A 23,296-nucleotide genomic window follows, 5' to 3' on the forward strand; every position below is an offset into this window, starting at 1 on the left:
GCGTAGTGCTTCCGGAATTCGCTCATCGGTGTCTTGGAGGAAAATCTGCAGGATATGTAGGGCGATTCTTGATGCGCCTGGCGATTGTTCCGTAGGGCAAGTGGAGTAACGGAAATCTCCAGCTTTAATAGGCTTCCTGAATATGCCTACATGGCTGGGTTATTTGTTCCAGTCGATAATTAAGTCAGGACTACTGCAAGGATGATCTAAGGGGACATTGTTTTTTTACCGCTCTGACACTAGTTCAGGCGTCGTCTCATTCTTTCTTCGGGTGTTTACGAGAGAGACTGTCACTCGGCAATTAAGCCGTGGTGTTAACTATTTGTAGTTTGCCTATCAAGGTTGATAGCAGTTGGGCATGGAATAGCCCGGCGAACCACATGCACCTGAGAACTTCAGTGACAGGATGAACATGAACAGAACATTTGGTTTGGCAATAGTGGTCGTTGGCCTGGCGGTAAGCATGGGTACTCAAGCAAATACAAGTGGTGCCGGGAACCTGAGAGTCACCGGAACCATTAAACCAGCTGCATGCACGGTAAACCTCGGCGCCACAGGTGGCACCGTTGATTACGGTACGATCAATGCGTCGAGCATTCCGCTGACCTCTTTCTATCCTCTGCCGGAAAAGTCGCTGCCGTTAAACGTCAACTGTGGTGCGGCGGCTGCCCAGATGGCACTGTCCGTTACTGACTCACAAACAAACAGTGTCGTAAGGGGGATCCTGGGAACCGGCTTCACCGACAACCACAACTTTGGCCTTGGCGCGGTCGGAACCAGGAATACCGGTGGCTATTCGATCAGGCTCGCCACCTTGACCACTGTCGGCGCTACGCTGTACCCGCTTAGAAGGACAAGCTCCGGCGGTGCCTGGAGCACCAGTGACGGCAAGGTCGAAAAATCTCCTTACCAGCACTCCTGGAGCCGTAATAACAACACAACTCCAGCCGCGGTCTCTTCCGTTACCGGCACTCTCGTAGTCAAGGCTGTGATCAATCGCGGCGATGCACTGGATCTCAGCAGGGATATTCAATTGAATGGAGCTGCTACTTTGGTAGTAACTCGAATCTAACTCTATAAACACGGCCAGCATTTAGCAGGCGGTCGCGCGTGGCTTCGTGCTGGCTCTTTATATGCGTATAGGTATTTCGTGATTGTCAACGGTGCGTTATCTGGTTGCGGGTAGAGTTCGATGAGTCGTCTTTTAAATGCAGTTAATGCTCTGTTCTGGTGTGCGAATCTTTATTTTTTAGTTTCTGGCAGTGTAAGAGCGGATGGGATGGAGCCGGAAACATCCGTTGTTATTCTTTATGAAGAGAACGGTGAAGCGACGATCAACGTAAAAAATACGGACGCTGGCCCTGCTTTACTTCACACAGTCATTCAAAACGTCCCGGAAGATCCGGAGACACTCTTGATCGTTACGCCTCCTATCGCCCGTGTCGAACCGGGCGAAACACAACTTGTGCGGTTTATCAGTACCTTGAAGCAGCCGCTCAAGACTCAGCGATTGAAGCGCGTCACCTTTGAAGGTATTCCGCAGGCGCGCGCCGAAGGGCGCTCGACTATTGGAGTGACCATTCGACAGGACTTACCGCTGATCCTGCATCCCCAGGGCTTGCCGCGGCATCAGGAGCCATGGAAGTTGCTGAAGTGGAAGCTGCGGGGAAATCGGCTGACGGTTCATAACGACAGTGCCTACGTGGTCCGGATGGGGCTGGAGGTACACCTGCTGCCGTCGAGGCACCCGGCGATATTGCCGCGCACCTATATCCTGCCTGGCGAAGTGTTATCGACCCGCATCGAAGAGGCGGTGGCCCAGGTCAGCGGTGTCGAGATTCAACCCGCGACGGTCTACGGGTATTCGGCAACCGCCTACGAAGCCTCCGTTGTTGTCGAGGCGGGTTGAGCGGTCTATGAGAAATGCTACCCATGCAAACGATTGGAGCCTCTCTGTACGACCCATTCGAACCTCGGTTTCCCGGACTTGTATCGGCCTGGCAACGCTGTGGAGCCTTCCCGCCTACGCGCTGGAGCTCGGATCGGGTTTTGATCTGGCGGTCTTGTCGGCGAACGGGATCGACCCGAAGGTTGCCCATTATTTTCGCAGTGCTGCGCGATTCCGCGAGGGCGTGCACGTGGTGGGGCTGGAGGTCAACGGCACCTCATTGGGCCTGGTGGAGGCACGCTTCGACTACCAGGGGCAGTTGTGTTTTACCCCGGTCCTGCTGGACAAGGCCGGGTTGCGGTTGCCAGCCGCGATTATTCGGCCAGGTATCGCGCCCGATCAGGCGTGTCATGACTTTCTCGGTGCTTACCCCGCGACCATCGTCAAGTTGCGCCCCGGCAGCGATGAGGTATCGCTGGTGGTGCCTACTCAGTCAATGCGCGAGGCCGAATGGGATGTGGGCAGTTTCTCCCAGGGCGGCACGGCAGCCTTGTTCAATTACGATGTTCAGGGGTTCGAAGAGCGCTTCAACAGCGGCTCTTCCCGCTCGGTTTCGGCCTACACCGAGGCGGGATTCAATATCGGCAACTGGATCGTCCGAAGCCGCCAATTCTTTGTCTCCGATAACGGCAAGCGCAGCAGCGAGCATGTGAATGCCTACGCCCAACGCGATTTCGCGCCCCTGAAGTCGACCTTCCAGGTCGGGCAGATTTCCAGCAACAACCCGGTGTTCGGTGGGTTACAGCTGTCGGGTTTCCAGCTCTCGCCGGATGGCCAATCGCGCAGCCCGGGTGGCAGCAGCGTGGTGGTCGAAGGTTTGGCCCAGAGCCCATCCCGGGTCGAGGTGCGCCAGGCCGGGGTGTTGATCCATACCACACTGGTACCGGAAGGCCCGTTCACGTTGACCGGATTACCCATACTCAATGGCACCAGCGATCTTGAGGTCAGTGTCATTGGCACTCGCGGTGGCAGGCATGGGTTCACCGTCCCTGCCGCGTCCTTTGCGGGGGCGGTACCGATAGAGCCCGGTTATTACTTCTCCCTGGGCAAGGTGCGCGGGGCAAATCCGGGTGCCGGGGAGCCTCCGGTCGTGGCGATGGGCAGTGGGACCTGGGGATTGGGGCGCAACTCGTCACTGGGATTCGGCCTGTTGAGTACCGACGAATACCAGGCGGCGGGTGGCGTGTGGAGCAGTGTTTTTTTCCAGCACCTTTCGGTTGGCGTGCGCCAGAACCTGTCTCGCGATGGCCGGGACGAAGTTACCGGGGCTCGCAGCTCAGTCACCGTGGGAAGTCCGCTGTTCGCCGGCATTGAAATGACGTCGAGTGCCACTACCCAGACGCGGGATTATCGCGAAGTACTGGAAGTGGGGCAGTCGACGCGGCGTGACCAGCGGGATGCCCGCTTCAAGGACCAATACACGGTAGGTTTGAGTTGGGTCGACCCGTCCCTGGGAGGCTTTTCCGTCAGTTATTCCCGCAGCTCGCAATTTGATGATCGCTCCGCCGAACACGTCTTTGCCTCATGGAACCAGCAGTTCAATGGCACCCAGGTGGCTTTGATTGCGGATTCCCGGGTGGGCGGCTCTCGACCGCGCAAGGTCAAGAACACCGTTCGAGATGAGCGCAGCGATGTGTCGGATAAGGGGCTTTCGCTTCGGTTGCAGGTCACCGTGCCGTTCGGTGGGGATCGCCGCGTCACCTCGTATGCCAGTCGGCGGGGCGACAGGTTCGATCTTGGGACCGCCTTCAGCGATCGGGTCAACGACTATGTGAACTATGAAGTGGGGGGTGCGCGTGAGCAGGCGAGCCGTACACAGGCTGTTCACGCCCGCGTGAATGCCATGCCGCGTTACACCCAGATAGGGTTGGGTGTGCGACATGATTCATTGAGCACCGGGTATAACGGCCAATTGCAGGGCGGCGTGGTGGCCCACGACAGAGGCATGACGTTCTCGCCCTATGCCGTCCAGGACACCTTTGGAATTGTCTCGGTGGGTAATGTCGGGGCAGCCAAGGTTTCGACGCCGCAGGGGCCGGTCTGGACTGACTACCGCGGGCAGGCGGTGATCGCCAGCCTGCCTGCCTACCGCAGCAGCAATGTCGAGGTGCAAACCCAATCCCTGCCCAAGCGCATCGACCTGAAAAACGGCACCAAGGTCCTTGCGGCCGGACGCGGTTCTTTCAACACGATCGATTTCGAAGTAGTGAAAGTGCGCCGTGTATTGCTTGAGGTCCGTGACGCGCACGGCCAACCCTTGCCCCAGGGAGCCTCGGTTCTCGACAGCAACAATGCTTTCCTGACCAGCGTCGTGGGCGAGGGCATGGTCTTCCTAAACAGCCTGGATGAGTCGCGAGCGCTGAACATCTCCTTGCCAGATTCAAGCACCTGCTTGTTGCAACTGAACCTTGAGCCAGAATCCAATGACGACAAATTCTATGAAACAGGTTCGGCGCTCTGCCGTACCCTCTGAGCCGGTGGGGCCTTTTGACGGTGGACGCCTGCGTCATGGGCTTATCCTTTACCTGCTGCTGTTTGTCGTGGTGTTGGCCAATGAGGCGCGGGCAGATAACTGCCAGGTGTCCTTGAGCCAGCCCCGGGTTGATTACGGTCTGGTTCGCCAAGCCGAGCGGGGCCACCCACAGATCGCGCTGGGCAAGCGCACGCTTCGCCTGAGCATGGCCTGTGAGGTGCCGGTATCCATGGCGCTGCGCTTTACGGGCGTACCCGCCAACCAGCAGGGCTTTCGGTTTGGGCGACAGGGGCATTTCACCCTGAGCCTGCAGTCCGCTCAAGTCGATGGAAAATCCGTTGAGCTGGTAATGCCGCACCTGTCTGAAGAGCCGGCGACCGGACGATTGCTGCCGGGCCATAGGCTTGTTGCACACGTAGCGGGTATGCCGGTGCATGGGCGCCGCTTCACCGCCCTGGTCAACGTCGAGACCTTCCTGCCTGCTGCTTTGCTGGCCGTCAGGGATGAAACGACATTTGAGGGGCAGGGCGGTTTTGAGTGGGCGCCCGGGGCCTGATGCCTCAGTCCGTGCGCTCCACCGAACCGATGAAGTTGGCCAGCTCGGCGGTCTGCGGATTGGCAAACAGGATTTTCGGGTCGCCCACTTCATGCACCTTGCCCTGGTGCATGAACACCAGCTTGTCACCCACTTCCCGGGCAAAACGCATCTCATGGGTGACCATGATCAGTGTCATGCCATCCTTGGCCAGTTGGCGCACTACGCTGAGCACTTCGTTGACCAGCTCCGGGTCCAGGGCCGAGGTGATTTCATCGCACAGCAGCACTTTGGGCGACATCGCCAGAGCCCGGGCGATTGCTACCCGCTGCTGCTGGCCGCCGGACAAACGATCGGGGAACGCGTCGAACTTCTCCCCCAGCCCAACGCGCTCGAGCATCTGTCGCGCCAATTGTGCGGCCTTGGCTTTCGGCACTTTCTGCACCACTTGCGGCGCAAGCATGACGTTTTCGCCCACCGTCAGGTGTGGGAACAGGTTGAACTGCTGGAACACCATGCCGACTTTCTGCCGCAGGGTGCGCAGGTCGGCGCGGGCGGCGTCGAGGTATTCGCCGTCGACCTCGATCACGCCGTCGTTGATCGACTCCAGGCCATTGAGGGTGCGCAGCAGGGTGGATTTGCCCGAGCCGCTGCGACCGATGATCGCCACCACCTGGCCTTCTTCGACACTCAGGTCGATGCCCTTGAGGACGTGGTGATCGCCGTAATACTTATGCAGGGCGGAAATTCTAAGCAGAGGCATGCAGTCTCCTTTCCAGGTAGCGCGCACTGAGGGACAAGGGGTAGCAGAGCAGGAAGTAACCCAGCGCCACCAGGCCATAGACCATGAAGGGTTCGAAGGTAGCGTTGGCGAGCATGCCGCCGGTCTTGGTCAGCTCGGTGAAGCCGATGATCGAGGTCACGGCGGTGCCCTTGACCACTTGCACCGAGAAACCCACGGTTGGTGCCACGGCAATGCGCAGGGCCTGGGGCAGGATCACATAGCGCAATTGCTCCAGCGGGTTCAGGGCCAGGCTCGCGGACGCCTCCCATTGGCCGTGGGCGATGGAGTCGACGCAGCCACGCCAGATTTCGGCCAGGTAGGCGCTGGTGAACAGGGTCAAGGCAATCGCCGCCGCCAGCCAGGGCGAAATGTCCACGCCGAGCAAGGCGATGCCGAAGAACACCAGGAACAGTTGCATCAACAGCGGCGTGCCCTGGAACAGTTCGATATAGGTGCGGGCGACATTGCGCGGGAAAGCCTTGTTGCTGATGCGCATAGTCATCACCAGCAAGCCGATCACGCCGCCGCCGATGAACGCCACCAGCGACAGCAGCAAGGTCCACTGCAAACCGGTGAGCAGGTTGCGCACGATGTCCCAGAACGAAAAATCACTCATCGGGCGTTCCTCATGACATAGCGCCGGCCGATCCAGTTCAGCAATTGGCGGATCATCAGCGCCATGCACAGGTAGACCAGGGTCGTCAGCGCATAGGTTTCAAAGGCGCGGAAGTTGCGCGACTGGATAAAGTTGGCGGCAAAGCTCAGTTCCTCGGTGGCGATCTGCGAGCAGACCGCCGAGCCGAGCATCACGATGATGATCTGGCTGCTCAGGGCCGGCCAGACCTTGCCCAGCGCGGGCAGCAACACCACATGGCGGAACGCCTCGAAACGTGTCATCGCCAGCGCGGCCGCCGCTTCCAGTTGCCCGCGGGGGATCGCCTGGATCCCGGCGCGGATGATCTCGGTGGAGTACGCCCCCAGGTTGATCACCATCGCCAGCACTGCCGCCTGCCATTCGGTGATTTTCAGGCCGAGGGACGGCAGGCCGAAGAAGATGAAAAACAACTGCACCAGGAACGGCGTGTTGCGGATCAACTCGACGTACACGCCGAAGATCCAACTGAACGGCTGGATCTTCCACGCCCGCACCACGGCGCCGACGATTCCCAGCGCCACGCCCAGTACTGCACCGATGGCGGTCAGTTCAAGTGTGAACAGCGCGCCGCGCAGCAACAGATCGGTATTGGCCAGGACCGGCACAAAGTCGAATTGATAGGCCATAGGCTAACCCTCGTTACCGCGCTCAGAGATCAGCCGGCAGCGGCTCTTTGAGCCACTGCAATGCATTCTTTTCCAGGCTGCCGTCGGCCTTGGCCGCGACCAGGATCTGGTTCACCTTGTCCAGCAGCGCCGGCTCGTTCTTGTTCACGCCCACGTACACCGGCGAGTCCTTGAGCTTCACTTTCAGTGCCGGCACGCGCTTGGGGTTGCGTTCGCTGATGGCCACCATCACCACGTTGCCGCTGGCGATCAGGTCCACCTGGCCGGCGAGGTAGGCGGCGATGGTCGAGTTGTTGTCTTCAAAGCGCTTGATCGTCGCCTCTTTAGGCGCCACGGCGGTCAGCTCGATGTCTTCGATGGCGCCACGGGTCACGCTGATGGTTTTGCCCTTGAGGTCGTCAACGGTGCTGATCGGCGCATCGGGAGGGCCGAATACGGCGAGGTAGAAGGGCGCGTAGGCCTTGGAGAAGTCGATGACCTTCTCGCGCTCGGCGTTCTTGCCCAGGCTGGAAATCACCAGGTCGACCTTGCCGGTGGTGAGGAACGGGATGCGGTTGGTGCTGTTGACTGGGGTCAGTTCAAGCTTGACCTTGAGCTGGTCGGCCAAAAGCTTTGCGGTGTCGATGTCCAGGCCGCGGGGCTTCATGTCCGGGCCGACCGAGCCGAACGGCGGGAAATCCTGGGGCACGGCCACCTTGAGGGTGCCACGGGCGACGATATCGTCCAGACCGTTGGCCTGGGCGGGCGCCTGGCTCAGCATCAGGCTGGCAAACAGGGCAGTGAGCAGGGCGCTGCAACGCTTGGTCATGGCGACTCTCCGAAAAGGACGAAAGGATTTTCCGGTTTTTGCCAGTGCACAGCCCATGCCAGCACCGCCGTATTTCGCGCCAGAGCCGGTGGCTGTTGAGTCTTGGCGGTCTTACTGGTCTGAACAGTTACTGGGTTTTCTGCACCCTTTTCGAGCGCCGTCAAAACCGCGCGAGCCCCTTTGGGGCGTGGCTTGCCGGGTGCTGCGAATAGCTTTACAACTAGCCGCTCAGTTGACTGGAAACCTGAGTTTCTTATGAATTCCATCGCCCAAGCCGTACCGGAAGTGGCGCTACAGGCCATCCGCAAATTGATCGCTGACGAGGGCTTCGGGCCGGGTGATGCGTTGCCCTCCCAGCGCGACCTGGCGCTGCAATTGGGCGTGAGCCGGGCCTCTTTGCGTGAAGCCTTGTCGTCCCTCAGTGCCTTGGGCGTGGTAAGTGTGCAGCCGGGCAAAGGCGTGTTCGTGCAAGCGGCCGAAGAGCTGCCGGGGTTGGCCTGGCCGTTTACGGCACAGGCGACGCCGCTGGATATCTTTCAACTGCGCTACGCCCTGGAAGGTTTTGCGGCGGGGCTGGCGGCGGTGACGCTGACCACCGGGGAGTTGGACATCCTGGAAGATAACGTCGAGGCGATGCGCAAGGAGCTGAAGGCCGGTGATTTCGAGGCAGCCGCCCGGCTGGACTTCGAATTCCACCGGCGCATCCTGCTGGCCAGCGGCAATCAGGCGATGGTGAGCATCCTCAGCGCCAGTGCCGAGGTGTTCCTGGAGAGCCAGAAACTACCGTTCATCCGGCCGGAGCGGGCCATGGAGACCTGGCAGGAGCACCGCAAGGTCCTCCGTGCCCTGGCCCGACGCGCCAGCGGGGCGGCGCAGAAAAGCATGCAGGAACATGTGCGTAACGCGGCGTTGCGTACAGGGATTGCCTTCATCACTCCCGTAACTCCATGAGTTGGGCTATACCCAAACTCATGCGCCATCATAGGAAGAGTCAATCAGCTGCAGCTTCCTGAACGCGGGAAGGGCGGCTATGATGGGCAACGTTTTTTTTGCTTACAACCCGGAGACATCCATGAGCAACGATCTTATCAAGCACGTCACCGACGCGACCTTCGAGGCCGAAGTACTGAAGGCCCAGGGCCCGGTGCTGGTTGACTACTGGGCTGAGTGGTGCGGTCCTTGCAAAATGATCGCTCCGGTCCTGGACGACATTGCCACCACTTACGAAGGCAAGTTGACCATTGCCAAGCTGAACATCGACGACAACCAGGAAACTCCGGCCAAGCACGGCGTGCGTGGTATCCCGACCCTGATGCTGTTCAAGAACGGCAACGTCGAGGCCACCAAGGTCGGCGCGCTGTCGAAGTCCCAGCTGCAAGCTTTCCTCGACGCCAATATCTAAGCGTCCTCAAAAAGCCCCGCAATTTGCGGGGCTTTTTCGTGAAACAGGGCTAGACGCTCTGAAACTCAGGTGGTACATTCGGCCCCGCACTGGTTTCTCCACTGCCCCCTGCAAGCCGTCGCCGACGCTCTCCTTTTCGATTAGTACGCGATCCTGTCGCCTTCTCTGCGGCGCGGCCTCATTAAGCCAAAAGCTTAATTTCCCCCCCTCCATAAATGATTACGTCATTCCTATATGAATCTGACTGAACTCAAGCAAAAGCCGATTACCGAACTGCTCGAATTGGCCGAACAGATGGGCATAGAAAATATGGCCCGTTCGCGCAAGCAGGACGTGATTTTCTCCCTGCTGAAAAAGCACGCGAAAAGCGGCGAGGAAATCTCCGGTGATGGCGTGCTGGAGATTCTCCAGGACGGCTTCGGCTTCCTCCGCTCTGCAGACGCTTCCTATCTCGCCGGCCCAGACGATATCTACGTCTCGCCGAGCCAGATCCGTCGCTTCAACTTGCGCACCGGTGACACCATCGTTGGCAAGATCCGCCCTCCAAAGGAAGGCGAGCGTTATTTCGCCCTGCTCAAGGTCGACACGATCAACTACGATCGTCCCGAGAACGCGAAAAACAAGATTCTCTTCGAGAACCTGACGCCGCTGTTCCCGACCGTGCGCATGAAGATGGAAGCCGGCAACGGTTCCACCGAAGACTTGACCGGTCGTGTCATCGACCTGTGTGCCCCGATCGGCAAAGGCCAGCGCGGCCTGATCGTGGCCCCGCCGAAAGCCGGCAAGACCATCATGCTGCAGAACATCGCAGCGAACATCGCCCGTAATAACCCTGAAGTTCACCTGATCGTGTTGCTGATCGATGAGCGTCCGGAAGAAGTAACCGAAATGCAGCGCACCGTGCGCGGCGAAGTGGTTGCCTCGACGTTCGATGAGCCGCCAACCCGCCACGTGCAGGTTGCCGAAATGGTGATCGAGAAGGCCAAGCGCCTGGTCGAACACAAGAAAGACGTGGTGATCCTGCTCGACTCCATCACCCGTCTGGCCCGTGCCTACAACACCGTGATCCCAAGCTCCGGCAAGGTGCTCACCGGTGGTGTCGATGCCCACGCCCTGGAGAAACCGAAACGTTTCTTCGGCGCTGCGCGGAACATCGAAGAAGGCGGCTCGCTGACCATCATCGCCACCGCACTGGTTGAAACCGGTTCGAAGATGGATGAAGTGATCTACGAAGAGTTCAAAGGTACCGGCAACATGGAACTGCCTTTGGACCGTCGTATCGCCGAGAAGCGGGTGTTCCCGGCCATCAACATCAACCGTTCCGGCACGCGCCGCGAAGAGTTGCTGACCGCCGATGACGAACTGCAGCGCATGTGGATCCTGCGCAAGCTGCTGCACCCCATGGACGAAGTTGCGGCCATCGAGTTCCTGATCGACAAGCTGAAAACCACCAAGACCAACGACGAGTTCTTCCTGTCGATGAAGCGCAAGTAACACGACGCTTCGGTCAAAAAGGATGGCGCCCCATGGGGCGCCATTTTTTTTGTTTCTGGAAAAGGAGTTTTGGCTTTAGTGTGTGTCTGTTTAGAAACAAATTCGCGTGTGTTACTACACTCGCTGTCCATCCGATCAGGCAAATTACAAGATTTTATGACCATTCTCGCTTATCGCAGGGACATTGACGGCCTGCGTGCCATAGCTGTGCTCGCTGTTGTGCTGTTTCATTTTGGTGTACCGGGCTTTACCGGCGGCTTTGTCGGCGTCGACGTGTTTTTCGTGATCTCCGGCTACTTGATCACCTCGATCATCTGGCGCGAGCGTGAGGCCGGCCGTTTCAGTTTTGTCAGCTTCTGGGCCAGGCGAGCGCGGCGTATCCTGCCGGCACTGTTCGTGATGATGCTCGGCGCGCTGGTGGTGGGCTGGTTCCTGCTGGCGCCAAAGGATTACAGCGAGTTGGGGCGCTCGATACATAACCAGGTGGTGTTTATCTCCAACCTGTTTTTCATGCGTCAGGACGGTTACTTTGATGTGGCCTCCGATATCAAACCGTTGCTGCATACCTGGTCATTGTCGGTTGAAGAACAGTTCTACATCCTCTTCCCACTGCTTCTGACACTGCTGTCGAGCCGGCTCAAATATTGGCGCACGGCGCTGTTCGTGTTGTTGCTGGTGTCATTCGGCATGAGTACATGGGCGGTGGCCCACGCTCCGGAACGAGCCTTTTTCCTGCTGCAGATGCGTGCCTGGGAGCTGTTGGCGGGCGCAATGCTGGCGGTAATGCCGGTACGCGAGTACCGCGCCAGCCCGGCGTTGGCGCAGGCCGTCAGCCTTGCCGGCCTCGGCCTGATCCTGCTGGCGGTCTTCGCGTATGACCCGAGCACGCCGTTTCCCGGCGCCGCAGCGCTGTTGCCGGTGGTGGGCGTGGTCTGCCTGATTTGGGCCAACGGCCAGCAAACTACCCTGACGAGCAAGCTGCTGGGTAGCCGCTTGCTGGTGGGGATTGGCCTGATCTCCTACTCCTGGTACCTGTGGCACTGGCCGGTGTACGTGTTTGGCAAGTACGCCAGTGTCGACGGGCTGGGCCCGTGGGAGCTTGGTGCACTGTTTGTGTTGAGCCTGGTGTTGGGTTATGCGTCCTGGCGGTTTGTCGAGGCGCCGTTCCGTGAACGTCGGCTGTTGGCAGGGCGCAAGCAAATCCTGGTGGCGGCGGGTATCGCGCTGCTTGGGGTGGGACTGCTCGGCAAAGGCCTGGTCATGACGAAGGGCTTGCCTTGGCGCCTGTCGCCCGAGGCGCTGCAATTTGCCCAGGCGCGCGAGTGGAGCCCGGACCTTATGGCCTGCCTGGTGGATGGTGGGAAAAATCGCCACCATGGATTTTGTCATTTCGGGCCTCAGTCCGCGCCGACGCGCGCGCTGGTCTGGGGCGATAGCCATGCCACGGCGCTGGTTCCGGCGTTGCGAGACGGCGCCAGCAAGTACGGTGTCAGCGTCACGCAGGCAGGTTATGCCGGTTGCCTGCCGTTTAATCGCAAGGAAAGCGTTCCGGGCTGCCTGGCCTTTAACCAGCAGGTCACGCAACTGCTCGGCAAGGAAACCTTTAGCGACGTGGTGCTGGTGGCGCGCTGGAGCCTGTATGTCTATGGGCAGCGCGATGGTGATACCGAGGCTTCGTTGCTGGACCCGGCGACCGGAACCTATGACCGCGCCTTCGCCGAGCGGCGCTTCGCTGAAAGTCTGGGCGCCCTTGTGCAGCAATTGCGCGCCAGCGGTCATCGGGTGTGGCTGGTCAAGGAAGTCCCCCTGCAGGAATTCAGTCCGCCTTACCGCCTGAGTCGCCTGGCGATGCTCGGCCGGCCCACCGACAAAGAAGGCATGCCCCTGGATGAGCACCTCCAGCGCCAGGCCTATATCAGCAGCGTATTCGAGCGCATGGCGGCGGCTGATCCCGGGGTAAAGGTAATGGATCCGGCGCCCAAGTTATGCAGTGCGAATGACTGGTGCCGGGTGGAACTGGACGGTCAGTCGCTGTACACCGACGACAATCACCTCTCGGCGGTTGGTTCGCGGTATGTCGAGGCGTTTCTTGAACCCTTGTTCAAAGCCTTGCGCGATGAAACCCAGGCATCGGCTCTTTGAGTCTGTGTCGTCGGCAATGCTGCTCAATAAGCTGCCAGCGACCGTAAGAGCAGGTAGGATGTACGCCTATTTTACGGGTGGCATGGTTAATGAAATTCAAGGATCTTCGGGATTTCGTGCAGCAACTTGAGCAGCGCGGAGAGTTGAAACGTATCCAGGTGCCGATTTCCCCGGTCCTGGAGATGACTGAGATTTGCGACCGCACCTTGCGCAACAAGGGCCCGGCGCTGCTGTTCGAAAACCCGGTGGGCTTTGATATCCCGGTGCTCGGCAACCTGTTCGGCACCCCCGACCGCGTGGCGTTTGGCATGGGCGCCGAGTCGGTCAGCGAACTGCGCGAGATCGGCAAGCTGCTGGCCTTCCTCAAGGAACCCGAGCCACCCAAGGGGCTCAAGGACGCCTGGTCGAAGCTGCCCATCTTCCGCAAGATCATCGCCATGGCCCCCAAGGTCGTGAAAGACGCGGTTTGCCAGGAAGTGGTGATCGAAGGCGAGGATGTCGACCTCGGCATGCTCCCCGTGCAGACCTGCTGGCCTGGCGACGTCGGCCCGCTGATCACCTGGGGCCTGACCGTCACCAAGGGCCCGAACAAGGACCGCCAGAACCTCGGCATCTACCGTCAGCAAGTGATCGGCCGCAACAAGGTCATCATGCGCTGGCTGAGCCACCGTGGCGGCGCCCTGGATTTCCGTGAGTGGTGCGAAAAGCATCCCGGCCAGCCATTCCCTGTTTCCGTGGCCCTGGGCGCCGACCCGGCGACCATCCTCGGCGCCGTCACGCCGGTGCCCGACAGCCTGTCCGAGTACGCTTTCGCGGGCCTGTTGCGCGGCAATCGCACTGAGCTGGTGAAATGCCGCGGTAACGACCTGCAAGTGCCGGCCACCGCCGAAATCATCCTCGAAGGCGTGATTCACCCGGGCGAGATGGCCGATGAAGGCCCCTACGGCGACCACACCGGCTACTACAACGAAGTCGACAGCTTCCCGGTGTTCACCGTCGAGCGCATCACCCACCGGATCAAGCCGATCTACCACAGCACCTACACCGGCCGCCCGCCGGATGAGCCGGCGATCCTCGGCGTGGCGTTGAACGAAGTGTTTGTGCCGATCCTGCAAAAGCAGTTTCCGGAAATCACTGATTTCTACCTGCCGCCCGAAGGCTGCTCGTATCGCATGGCCATCGTGACGATGAAGAAGTCGTACCCCGGCCACGCCAAGCGGGTAATGCTGGGTGTGTGGTCGTTTTTGCGACAGTTCATGTACACCAAGTTCGTTATTGTCACCGACGACGACATCAACGCCCGGGACTGGAACGACGTGATCTGGGCCATTACCACGCGCATGGACCCCAAGCGCGACACGGTGATGATCGACAACACGCCGATCGACTACCTCGACTTTGCTTCCCCGGTATCGGGCCTCGGCTCGAAAATGGGCCTGGACGCCACCCATAAATGGCCGGGTGAAACCACCCGCGAATGGGGCCGCGTGATCGTCAAGGACGAAGCGGTCACAGCCCGTGTCGATGCGCTCTGGAAAGAATTAGGAATAGATTGATGCGTGTAACCCTGCAGCCTTCCGGTGCGGTACTTGAACTGACGCCCGGCGAGCGGATCCTCGAGGGCGCGCGCCGCCTGGGCTACGATTGCCCCCAGGCCTGCCGCAATGGCGTGTGCCACGTGTGCGCGGCGCTGCTGGTGGAAGGCCGGGTGCAGCAAGCCGGTGAGGTGCGTGACCATGGCGAGTTCTATACCTGCATTGCCGAACCGCTGGAAGATTGCATTGTGTTGTGGGATGGCGTGCTGGCGCCGGGAGAATTGCCGGTGCGCAAACTGTCTTGCCAACTGAGTGAATGCGTCGAGGTGGGCGGTGACGTCTGGCGCGTGCGCCTGCGGGCTCCGGCCGGCAAGGCGGTACGCTACCACGCCGGGCAATACCTGATGATCGAGCGGGAAAACGGCGAGAAGTCGGCATTCTCCCTGGCCTCGGCGCCCCACGCCGGGCGCGAGCTGGAATTGCACGTGCTGGCCCGGGAAGACAGCGCCCGCAGCCTGCTGGAGCAGTTGCAGCGCAACCAGATGGCCCGCATCGAAATGCCGTTTGGCGACACCCACCTGGCGGAACTGCCCGACGGGCCGCTGGTGCTGATCGCCGCCGGCACCGGCATGGCCCAGATGCATAGCCTGATCGAACACTGTCGCGCCAGTGGCTTCAAGCACCCGGTGCATCTGTATTGGGGTGTACGTCGACCGGAAGACTTCTACGACATCGAGCACTGGGACCAGTGGCTGCAACTGCCCAACCTATTCCTGCACAAAGTGGTCAGCGACCTGTGTGGCTGGGAAGGGCGCTGCGGGCTGTTGCATGAAGCGGTGTGCGAAGACATCAGCGACCTCAAGGCCGTGCATGTCTACGCCAGCGGTTCACCGGCGATGATCTACGGCACCCTGGATGCGCTGGTCGAGGCCGGCATGGATGCACACCAGATGCGTGCTGACGTATTTGCCTACGCACCTCGCCCGTAACATGTGGCGAGGGAGCTTGCTCCCGCTGGGCTGCGCAGCAGCCCCGAAACAGTCGCTGGGTTCTATCTTTAAGATCGCATGAACTTCAGGGCCGCTTCGCGACCCAGCGGGAGCAAGCTCCCTCGCCACAGAAGCCCTTCAGCGGCTCGATCAGAAACGAACGCCCGTGGTCACCATCGCCGCATTGAACCCGAGCAACACCAGCTCGGCGGCGACCGGCCCGTAGTGGGTGCCCACCGAGGGGATGATCACCGGCGCTACCCCCAGTCCATTCAGCGGAATCTTGTCGCGGTACTTGCCGCGATAGCCCTGGATCAAACCCCCTGTCAGCTTCAAGTACACCGGGTAATCGGGCATGTCGTAGCGTTTGCCGGCATAGGCGTAGTACGAACGCTGGCTGAACGAGTTGCGAAACGTCGCCCCGCCATACACCAGGCCTGACGCTTCATTGCGCTCCAGGCCGATCAAGTCCTGGTTGTTGTTGTGGTCCTTGTCCGGCGCAAAATGCCGGGTGTAGACGCTCGTCTGGGCATACCAGAAGCCTTTTTCGTCCTGGGTCGGCACTTCCGCCGCCAGGGCGGTGGTGGCCTGTGCCAGGAACAACAGGCTGGGCAGTCGGTATTTCATGGAGTGACCTCGGTAGTCGATTCGGTTGGCGGCCAGGTGGGTCGTGACAGGCGCCTATTTTGAAGGCTCAGCGTGCCCCCAGGCTGAACCTGCGCTGAAACTACAGGGATTGAGGCAGCCAATCCTGATGAGCGGAGCGGCCTGGGCTTATGCATTCGCTTATTCTTTAAAGGTATTTAATTTGTTACATAAATATCATTAAGCTATATGCCAACGGACTACCGACTTTCTGCCAATAACCAATAAATGACCGCCACCGTCCGCCACACGGATCGATCGTACGAGCTCAGAGCATTGACGTTCTGGCTTTTGATTCCAAGGGGAGCGGTATGGGGAGCAACAAGCAGCACCTGCTGTACACGGCGATTTTGTCGGCTAATTTGCTGACCGCTGTGGGATTCAGTCCAGTGGCATCCGCCGAAACGGCCACTGCCGATGTACCCAAACTCGATACAGTCATTGTCACCGGCACCCGCGCCCAAGAGCGCACCGCCAGTGCCTCGTTGTCACCTATCGATGTGATTTCCGGCGACACCTTGCGCAGCACCGGCTCTGATGAGTTGGGCGCGGTGTTGGCCCGATTGATTCCTTCCATCAACTTTCCACGCCCGAGCCTGGTAGACGGTGCCGAACTGGTGCGCCCGGCGCAGCTGCGTGGCCTGTCACCTGACCAGGTGTTGGTGCTGGTCAACGGCAAGCGCCGCCACACCAGTGCCTTCGTCAATCTCGGCGGTGCGGTTGGGCGTGGCTCGGCGCCGGCGGATTTGAATGCGATCCCGTTGTCGGCGGTCGACCATATCGAGGTGCTGCGTGACGGCGCATCGGCCCGCTACGGCTCCGATGCGATTGCCGGGGTGATCAACGTGATCCTCAAGCATGACGACCACGGCGGCTCGATCACCAGCAAGTTTGGTGAGTACAAGAAGGGCGACGGTATCCAGCGCAACCTCAGCGGCAACACCGGTGTGGCGCTGGGCGATAACGGGTTTATCAACATCTCTGCCGAAGGCGCCGACAACGATTACACCAACCGCGCCGGCAAGGACCTGCGTCCGGGCAGCGTTGGTTCGACGACCTACGGCCAGCGGGTGTTCCGCCAGGGCGAGCCGGCCACTGACCAGGGCAAGCTGTTTCTCAACTCGGAATATTCCTTCAGCGATGCGGCCGAGTTCTATGCGTTTGGCGGCTACAGCAAGACCCGCGGCGAGACGGCGGCGTTCTACCGGGCCAGTAACGCGAGCAACAACATTCCTGCGCTCAACCCCAATGGTTACCTGCCGTTGATTCGCGGTGACGTGGAAGACACGTCCCTGGCGGTCGGCCTGCGCGGCTTGTTGGCCTATGACTGGCACTACGATGTGTCGGTCAACTACGGCAAGAACCAGTACCAGATCGGTACCGAAACCATCAACACCTCGCTGGGCCTGGCCACGCCGCGCAAGTTCGACAACGGCACGTTGGTCAATGACCAGAAGCAACTCAGCCTGGACCTGTCGCGGGAATTCAGCCTGGGCTGGTTGCCGTATCCAGTGTCGGTGGCGTTTGGCGGCGAATACCTGGACCAGGGTTACCAGATCAAGGCGGGCGACCCGGCGTCCTACTACCAGACCGGCAGCTCGGGCCTGGGCGGCTTCCGTGATTCCGACGCCGGCACCAGCACGCGCCACAACTGGGCGCAGTACCTGGACCTGGAAACCAACTTCACCGAAAAACTCAGTGCCTCCGCCGCCGTGCGTCACGAGGACTACAGTGATTTTGGCTCCAACGTCAGCGGCTCGCTCTCGGCGCGCTACGACTTCACCCCGCAAGTGGCCTTGCGCGGCAGTGTATCCAACGGTTTCCGTGCGCCGTCCCTGGCACAGCAAAACTTCGCCTACACCTCGTCGCAACTGATCGGCAACACCATCCAGGAAGCCGGCACCTTCCCGGCCAACAGCCAGGTGGCGCGCCTGCTCGGCGCTGAAGACCTGAAAGCCGAGAAGTCCCGCAACTACAGTCTCGGCCTGGTGCTGGAGCCGACCGACAACCTGACCGTGACCGCCGATGTCTACCGTATCGACATCAGCGACCGCATCAGCCTGTCCTCCAACCTGGACCTGAGCAAGAACCCGGCTGCGCTCGCGTATCTGCAGGCCAATGGCGTCGGCAACATCAACTACACCACGGTGCGCTACTTCACCAACGCCACCGACACCACCACCAATGGCGTCGACCTGGTGGCCAACTATCGCTACCAACTGGACAACGGTGTGCGCTGGAACAGCACCGTGGGCTACAACTACAACCACACCAAGGTCACCGACGTAAAAGCCAACCCGTCCGTACTGGATAGCCTGGGCGCGAGCCTGGTTCGGGTGGACCGTCGCGAGCGCATCGGCCTGCTGGGCGATACCACGCCACAGCACAAGCTGAGCCTGGGCAACGACCTGAGTTTCGGCAACTGGGCGCTGCACAGTAATTTGGTGCGCTATGGTTCATTCACCAGCTACCAGGCCGACCCGACCAACGACCAGAGCTTCAAGGCCGCCTGGCTGTTGGATCTGTCAGCCGACTACAAGCTGAAAAACTGGACCTTCACCGTTGGCGGCGACAACGTCACCGACAAATACCCGGAAAAACTCAATGCCTACGCCAGCAGTGGTGGCAATCTGGCCTATAGCACTTTTTCGCCGTACGGTTACAGCGGCGCGTTCTATTACGGTAAAGTTGCTTACAACTGGTAACAGCTTCTCGTAACAACAAAGGAGACCTAAGCGATCTGCCATGACCGCCATTGAATCTGATCTTTTGCAATTGGCTTACCCTCCGCGGCTCGATCTGGGGCCGCAACTCACTCACGAACAGTTGATGAGCTCGATGCAAGCCACCATGGCGCTGCACAAGGGTGGGCCGGTCTGGCTATTCGCTTACGGTTCGCTGATCTGGCGGCCTGAATGTTCGTCGACACAGCGGATGCGGGCGCGGGTCCACGGTTATCACCGGGGCTTGTACCTGTGGTCTCATGAGCACCGGGGCACGCCGGAAATACCGGGGTTGGTGTTTGGCCTGGATCGCGGCGGCTCGTGCAGCGGGTTTGCCTACCGCTTGCCGGAAGATCAACTGGAGGCCTCGCTCTATGCCCTGTGGCAGCGCGAGATGCCGTACCCCTCGTACCGGCCGCACTGGCTCAGCTGTCGTCTGGAAGATGGCAGCCAGGTGCAGGCATTGGGATTTGTCCTGGAGCGGCATCTGCCCAGTTATGCCGGCAATTTGCCCGACATCGTGCTGAATCACGTGTTGCAAAGCGCTTGCGGGCGTTACGGCACTACTCGCGATTATGTCGAGCAGACCGTCAACGCCCTGCGTAGCCACGCCATGCCAGACAAGAATCTGGAGGCGCGGCTCAAGCGGTGTTCCAAAGGCTGTTCCGACGATTAACGTGCGGCACTGACGCTATTGGTGTGCCACAAGGTGGGGATCAGGAACGCGATGGCCAGCAGGCACGCGCCGATCAGCAATACGAAACCACCGTCCCAGCCGAAATGGTCAACGGTGTAGCCCATGGCCGCACTCGCTGCCACTGAACCACCCAGGTAACCGAACAAGCCCGTAAAGCCCGCTGCGGTACCGGCGGCTTTTTTCGGTGCCAGTTCCAGCGCCTGCAGGCCGATCAGCATCACCGGACCGTAGATCAGGAAGCCGATGGAGAACAGCGCGATCATGTCGATCATCGGGTTGCCCGGCGGGTTGAGCCAGTAAACCAGGGTCGCCACGGTGACCAGGCCCATGAACACAATGCCGGTCAGGCCACGGTTGCCACGGAAGATCTTGTCCGACATCCAGCCGCACAGCAGCGTGCCCGGAATGCCCGCCCACTCGTAGAAGAAGTACGCCCACGAGGTTTTATCCACGTCGAAGTGCTTGGCTTCCTTGAGGTACGTCGGCGCCCAGTCCAGCACGCCGTAGCGCAGCAGGTAGACGAAGACGTTGGCGAAGGCGATGTACCAGAGCATTTTGTTGCGCAGCACGTACTTGACGAAGATTTCCTTGGCGCTGAATTCGTCTTCGTGGCTGGCGTCGTAGCCTTCCGGGTAGTCGTTCTTGTATTGCTCGATAGGCGGCAGGCCCACCGATTGCGGGGTGTCGCGCATGGTGATGAAGGCAAATGCCGCCACCAGCAGGGCCACGGTGGCCGGGACGTAGAACGCCGCGTGCCAGTCGTTGAACCAGGCCATGCCCAGCAGGAACAGCGGGCCGATCAAGCCGCCGCCGACGTTATGCGCCACGTTCCATACGGAAACCACACCGCCACGTTCTTTCTGCGACCACCAGTGCACCATGGTCCGCCCACTTGGCGGCCAGCCCATGCCCTGGGCCCAGCCGTTGATGAACAGCAGAATGAACATCATGGTCACGCTGGAGGTAGCCCAAGGTGCGAAACCGAAAATGAACATCACCCCGGCGGACACCAACAGGCCGAAGGGCAGGAAGTAGCGCGGGTTGGAGCGGTCGGACACCAGGCCCATGAGGAACTTGGACAGGCCGTAGGCAATTGCGATCGCCGACATTGCCAGGCCCAGCTGGCCACGGGTGTAACCCTCGTCGATCAGGTACGGCATGGCCAGGGAGAAGTTCTTGCGCAGCAGGTAGTACCCGGCGTAACCGAAGAAAATACCGGCGAAGATCTGCCAGCGCAGGCGTCGGTACGTGCTGTCTATTTTTTCTTCAGGCAGGGGCGCCTGATGTGCGGCAGGACGGAAGAAAGCAAACATTCAAGAGCTCCAGATTTCTTGTTTTGACTGCGGATGCGAATGTTACAGTTTCGTTACCGAAAATAGCACCGCCTCTTATCTGCGGGCATAGGAATTGAGTGCAATTGCATGTTCTTTTACGAACATGTCGCTTAGAGGCAAGTGAGGGACGTTTTCAGGAGGGGATGCCAAGAAGCTGTGGTGAGGGAGCAAGCTCCCTCACCACAGGCAGTGATTCGGTTCAGTTGCCGTTGGCGGCTGCGATATCACCTGGAAGCAGGTGTTCCTGGATCTTCTGGCTGCGGGATTCCACCAGTTGACCCTGGTCGTCGAAGCGCAACACGATCAGCCAGTCATACACATTTTCCGGCCATTTCTTCATCCCGGTCAGCGCCGCGCCGTCACCGCCGAAGGCCTCGATCAACTTGTCGATATGCCCGTGATGCCAGGCGATCAACACGGTCTGCGCCTGGTTGGACTTGCGCAGGAACTTCACCAGCTTGCCGACTTGATCGTCTGAGTAGGGGGTTTCAAGCGGGAGCTGCAGGCGCTGGGCCAGGGGTGTCAGGGTCAGGCGCGGGCGAGAGCTTTCCTTGCTGTCGCTGGTAGCGATCAGCCGCTGGGGCACCACGGAGATGCCGTTCAACAGCAGCGGGTCGAAATAGCTGGCGTAGGCCGCCGCCCGCTGTTCGCCCTTGGGGCTCAGCAACGGACCTTCATCGGGTTTTTCCGCATGGCGCACGATCAGCACCGTCACGTTGTTCAGCCCGCGTACATCCTTGCCCTCTTTATGGGCAAAGGCGTGAGCCGACACCATCATCAACAACCCCAGAAACAGCGCGCGCAGCGGTGTGACCATTATTCATTCCTGCCAGTGAGTGAGTGCCTCGGCCGATCATGGGCCCAGGCACTCCGCGGACAAAATGAAACAATAGTCAGCGTAGCTGCACCACGACCTTGCCCACAGCCTTGCGCTGGCCGAGGTCGTTGATCGCCTGCGCCGCCTGCTCCAGCGGGTACACCTGGGACACCAGCGGCTTCAACTTGCCCTCGGCGAACCAGCCGAACAGTTGCTGGAAGTTGGCGGCATTGTCTTGCGGCTGGCGCTGGGCAAACGAACCCCAGAACACCCCGACCACCGCCGCGCCCTTGAGCAGCGCCAGGTTTACTGGCAACTCAGGAATGCGCCCGCTGGCAAAGCCCACCACCAGCAGCCGGCCATTCCAGGCGATGCCGCGAATGGCCTGGTCAAACAGGTCGCCGCCCACCGGGTCGTAGATCACATCCACGCCGTTGCCGCCGGTAAGGCGTTTGATCTCGTCCTTGAGGCTGGCTTCGCTGTAGTTGATCAACTCATCGGCACCGGCAGCCTTGGCCACCGCCAGCTTGTCGGCGCTGCTGGCCGCGGCGATCACCCGGGCGCCCATGGCCTTGCCGATTTCCACCGCAGCCAGGCCGACGCCGCCGGAGGCACCGAGCACCAGCAGGGTTTCCCCGGGTTGCAGGTTGGCCCGTTGCTTTAGGGCGTGCATCGACGTGCCGTAGGTCATGCTGAAGGCGGCGGCGGTGTTGAAGTCCATGCTCGGCGGGATCGGCAGCACGTTGTAGCCCGGCACCGCGACCTGCTCGGCGAAGCTGCCCCAGCCGGTCAGGGCCATCACCCGGTCACCGACCTTCAGGTGGCTGACGTTCTCACCGACTTGGCTGATCACGCCTGCCGCTTCACCGCCTGGCGAAAACGGGAAGGGCGGCTTGAACTGGTACTTGCCCTCGATGATCAGGGTGTCCGGGAAATTGACCCCGGCCGCATGCACGTCCAACAGGATTTCGTTCTTCTTGATCGCCGGGCTTTCGACGTCTTCCAGCACCAGGTTTTCGGCGGGGCCGAAGGCTTTGCACAGCACAGCTTTCATCGGACTATTCCTTTTGGCGTGTTGGCCGATAAGTGTAGGTGGGCAGGGCGACGGGTCAACGAGCATGCCCCGGCCTGATAAGTCGCCATAAGCTTGTGCTCAGGGCTGCTAGCGTTATGCTACTGGGCAACCGAATTGAGGAATGAACTGTGAAAGCGTGGATCCTGTTGATGCTGGCCCTGACACTGCCGACGGCAGCCCTGGCCGAAGAAGCCAAAGAAGGCGAAGCGCCGAAGGTCAGCTATATCAGCCTGAGCCCGCCGTTTGTCGGTAACTACGGCCTGGATGGCACCGCGAAGCTGCGGGTGTTCAAGGCGGATATCGCCCTGCGGGTCACCGGTCCCGAGGCAGCCGCTGCCGTGAAAGCCAACGACGCGCTGATTCGCAACCAGTTGGTGGCGCTGTTTACCCAGCAGACCAACGACACCATGAGCAGCGTTGATGGGAAGGAAAAACTGCGCCAGGAAGCCCTGAAGCAGACCCAGCAAGTAATGAACGACGAAACCGGCAAGCCGCAGGTTGAGGATCTGTTGTTCAACAACCTGATCATCCAGTAAGCCGGTCGCTTCGCGCCCTTCGCGAGCAAGCCCGCTCCCACACTTGACCGAGTTCTAACATGAGAATGCGGTTGAATG

Annotated in this window: 21 protein-coding genes; 13 read left to right on the top strand and 8 right to left on the bottom strand. The window is 60.2% G+C overall.

The window, feature by feature from the left end; translation table 11 throughout:
- The first annotated feature begins 412 nt into the window (after positions 1-412).
- The 4 genes from HX814_RS08535 to HX814_RS08550 all read left to right on the top strand — a co-directional run bounded on the left by HX814_RS08535 (position 413) and on the right by HX814_RS08550 (position 4,977).
- Positions 413-1,072 carry a DUF1120 domain-containing protein gene (locus tag HX814_RS08535; protein ID WP_008438866.1) on the top strand — a complete coding sequence of 220 codons (660 nt, stop codon included), beginning with the start codon at positions 413-415 and terminating at the stop codon, positions 1,070-1,072.
- Positions 1,073-1,192: 120 nt separating this feature from the next.
- Positions 1,193-1,909, top strand: a complete 717-nt coding sequence (locus HX814_RS08540) for a fimbria/pilus chaperone family protein (protein ID WP_218173584.1) — start codon at positions 1,193-1,195, stop codon at positions 1,907-1,909.
- Between the two features lie 7 nt (positions 1,910-1,916).
- Entirely contained in the window at positions 1,917-4,421 is a 2,505-nt protein-coding gene (locus tag HX814_RS08545; RefSeq protein ID WP_256343978.1) for a fimbria/pilus outer membrane usher protein, read from the top strand.
- A complete protein-coding gene (locus tag HX814_RS08550) occupies positions 4,387-4,977 on the top strand; it encodes a hypothetical protein (protein ID WP_177009068.1) in 591 nt (196 codons plus the stop codon). The genes HX814_RS08545 and HX814_RS08550 overlap by 35 nt, the downstream gene beginning before the upstream one ends.
- A 4-nt stretch (positions 4,978-4,981) precedes the next feature.
- On the opposite strand, the gene HX814_RS08555 is transcribed toward HX814_RS08550, so the two are convergent.
- The 4 genes from HX814_RS08555 to HX814_RS08570 are packed head-to-tail and all read right to left on the bottom strand — an operon-like array spanning position 4,982 to position 7,829.
- Positions 4,982-5,719: an amino acid ABC transporter ATP-binding protein gene (locus HX814_RS08555; protein ID WP_003213999.1), complete on the bottom strand. Its 738-nt coding sequence runs from the start codon at positions 5,717-5,719 to the stop codon at positions 4,982-4,984.
- A complete protein-coding gene (locus HX814_RS08560) occupies positions 5,706-6,356 on the bottom strand; it encodes an amino acid ABC transporter permease (RefSeq protein WP_177009069.1) in 651 nt (216 codons plus the stop codon). The genes HX814_RS08555 and HX814_RS08560 overlap by 14 nt, the downstream gene beginning before the upstream one ends.
- Positions 6,353-7,021, bottom strand: a complete 669-nt coding sequence (locus HX814_RS08565) for an amino acid ABC transporter permease (RefSeq protein ID WP_003213995.1) — start codon at positions 7,019-7,021, stop codon at positions 6,353-6,355. The genes HX814_RS08560 and HX814_RS08565 overlap by 4 nt, the downstream gene beginning before the upstream one ends.
- Positions 7,022-7,043: 22 nt before the next feature.
- Positions 7,044-7,829: a transporter substrate-binding domain-containing protein gene (locus HX814_RS08570; RefSeq protein ID WP_003213993.1), complete on the bottom strand. Its 786-nt coding sequence runs from the start codon at positions 7,827-7,829 to the stop codon at positions 7,044-7,046.
- 255 nt (positions 7,830-8,084) lie between these two features.
- Between HX814_RS08570 and HX814_RS08575 the strand changes: the two genes are divergently transcribed.
- The 6 genes from HX814_RS08575 to HX814_RS08600 all read left to right on the top strand — a co-directional run bounded on the left by HX814_RS08575 (position 8,085) and on the right by HX814_RS08600 (position 15,391).
- Positions 8,085-8,780 carry a FadR/GntR family transcriptional regulator gene (locus HX814_RS08575; RefSeq protein WP_003213991.1) on the top strand — a complete coding sequence of 232 codons (696 nt, stop codon included), beginning with the start codon at positions 8,085-8,087 and terminating at the stop codon, positions 8,778-8,780.
- A 121-nt stretch (positions 8,781-8,901) separates the two neighbouring features.
- Entirely contained in the window at positions 8,902-9,231 is a 330-nt protein-coding gene (gene trxA, locus HX814_RS08580; RefSeq protein WP_003213989.1) for a thioredoxin TrxA, read from the top strand.
- Positions 9,232-9,465: 234 nt separating this feature from the next.
- On the top strand, positions 9,466-10,725 hold the full coding sequence (gene rho, locus HX814_RS08585) for a transcription termination factor Rho (RefSeq protein ID WP_008438874.1): 1,260 nt from the start codon (positions 9,466-9,468) through the stop codon (positions 10,723-10,725).
- A 156-nt stretch (positions 10,726-10,881) separates the two neighbouring features.
- On the top strand, positions 10,882-12,867 hold the full coding sequence (locus tag HX814_RS08590) for an acyltransferase family protein (RefSeq protein ID WP_177009070.1): 1,986 nt from the start codon (positions 10,882-10,884) through the stop codon (positions 12,865-12,867).
- 89 nt (positions 12,868-12,956) lie between these two features.
- Positions 12,957-14,423 carry a 4-hydroxy-3-polyprenylbenzoate decarboxylase gene (gene ubiD, locus HX814_RS08595; protein ID WP_008438879.1) on the top strand — a complete coding sequence of 489 codons (1,467 nt, stop codon included), beginning with the start codon at positions 12,957-12,959 and terminating at the stop codon, positions 14,421-14,423.
- Positions 14,423-15,391, top strand: coding sequence for a CDP-6-deoxy-delta-3,4-glucoseen reductase (locus tag HX814_RS08600; protein WP_003213981.1), 969 nt, complete (start codon positions 14,423-14,425; stop codon positions 15,389-15,391). The genes ubiD and HX814_RS08600 overlap by 1 nt, the downstream gene beginning before the upstream one ends.
- A 150-nt stretch (positions 15,392-15,541) precedes the next feature.
- Here the strand turns inward: HX814_RS08600 and HX814_RS08605 are convergent, their stop codons facing one another.
- Positions 15,542-16,018: a sn-glycerol-3-phosphate transporter gene (locus tag HX814_RS08605; protein ID WP_177009072.1), complete on the bottom strand. Its 477-nt coding sequence runs from the start codon at positions 16,016-16,018 to the stop codon at positions 15,542-15,544.
- A 329-nt stretch (positions 16,019-16,347) separates the two neighbouring features.
- On the opposite strand from HX814_RS08605, the gene HX814_RS08610 reads away from it, so the two are divergent.
- A complete protein-coding gene (locus HX814_RS08610) occupies positions 16,348-18,741 on the top strand; it encodes a TonB-dependent siderophore receptor (RefSeq protein WP_008438880.1) in 2,394 nt (797 codons plus the stop codon).
- Positions 18,742-18,781: 40 nt separating this feature from the next.
- Positions 18,782-19,435: a gamma-glutamylcyclotransferase gene (locus HX814_RS08615; RefSeq protein WP_003213974.1), complete on the top strand. Its 654-nt coding sequence runs from the start codon at positions 18,782-18,784 to the stop codon at positions 19,433-19,435.
- Here the strand turns inward: HX814_RS08615 and glpT are convergent.
- The 3 genes from glpT to HX814_RS08630 all read right to left on the bottom strand — a co-directional run bounded on the left by glpT (position 19,432) and on the right by HX814_RS08630 (position 22,661).
- Positions 19,432-20,769: a glycerol-3-phosphate transporter gene (glpT, locus tag HX814_RS08620; RefSeq protein ID WP_003213972.1), complete on the bottom strand. Its 1,338-nt coding sequence runs from the start codon at positions 20,767-20,769 to the stop codon at positions 19,432-19,434. The genes HX814_RS08615 and glpT overlap by 4 nt on opposite strands.
- A gap of 220 nt (positions 20,770-20,989) precedes the next feature.
- A complete protein-coding gene (locus HX814_RS08625) occupies positions 20,990-21,607 on the bottom strand; it encodes a flagellar basal body-associated protein FliL (protein ID WP_177009073.1) in 618 nt (205 codons plus the stop codon).
- Between the two features lie 76 nt (positions 21,608-21,683).
- Positions 21,684-22,661, bottom strand: coding sequence for an NADPH:quinone oxidoreductase family protein (locus tag HX814_RS08630; protein WP_003213968.1), 978 nt, complete (start codon positions 22,659-22,661; stop codon positions 21,684-21,686).
- A gap of 149 nt (positions 22,662-22,810) precedes the next feature.
- On the opposite strand from HX814_RS08630, the gene HX814_RS08635 reads away from it, so the two are divergent.
- Positions 22,811-23,218, top strand: a complete 408-nt coding sequence (locus HX814_RS08635) for a flagellar basal body-associated protein FliL (RefSeq protein WP_003213967.1) — start codon at positions 22,811-22,813, stop codon at positions 23,216-23,218.
- Positions 23,219-23,296 lie beyond the last annotated feature (78 nt).

This window comes from Pseudomonas sp. C8002, assembly GCF_013385765.1.
Lineage (GTDB): Bacteria > Pseudomonadota > Gammaproteobacteria > Pseudomonadales > Pseudomonadaceae > Aquipseudomonas.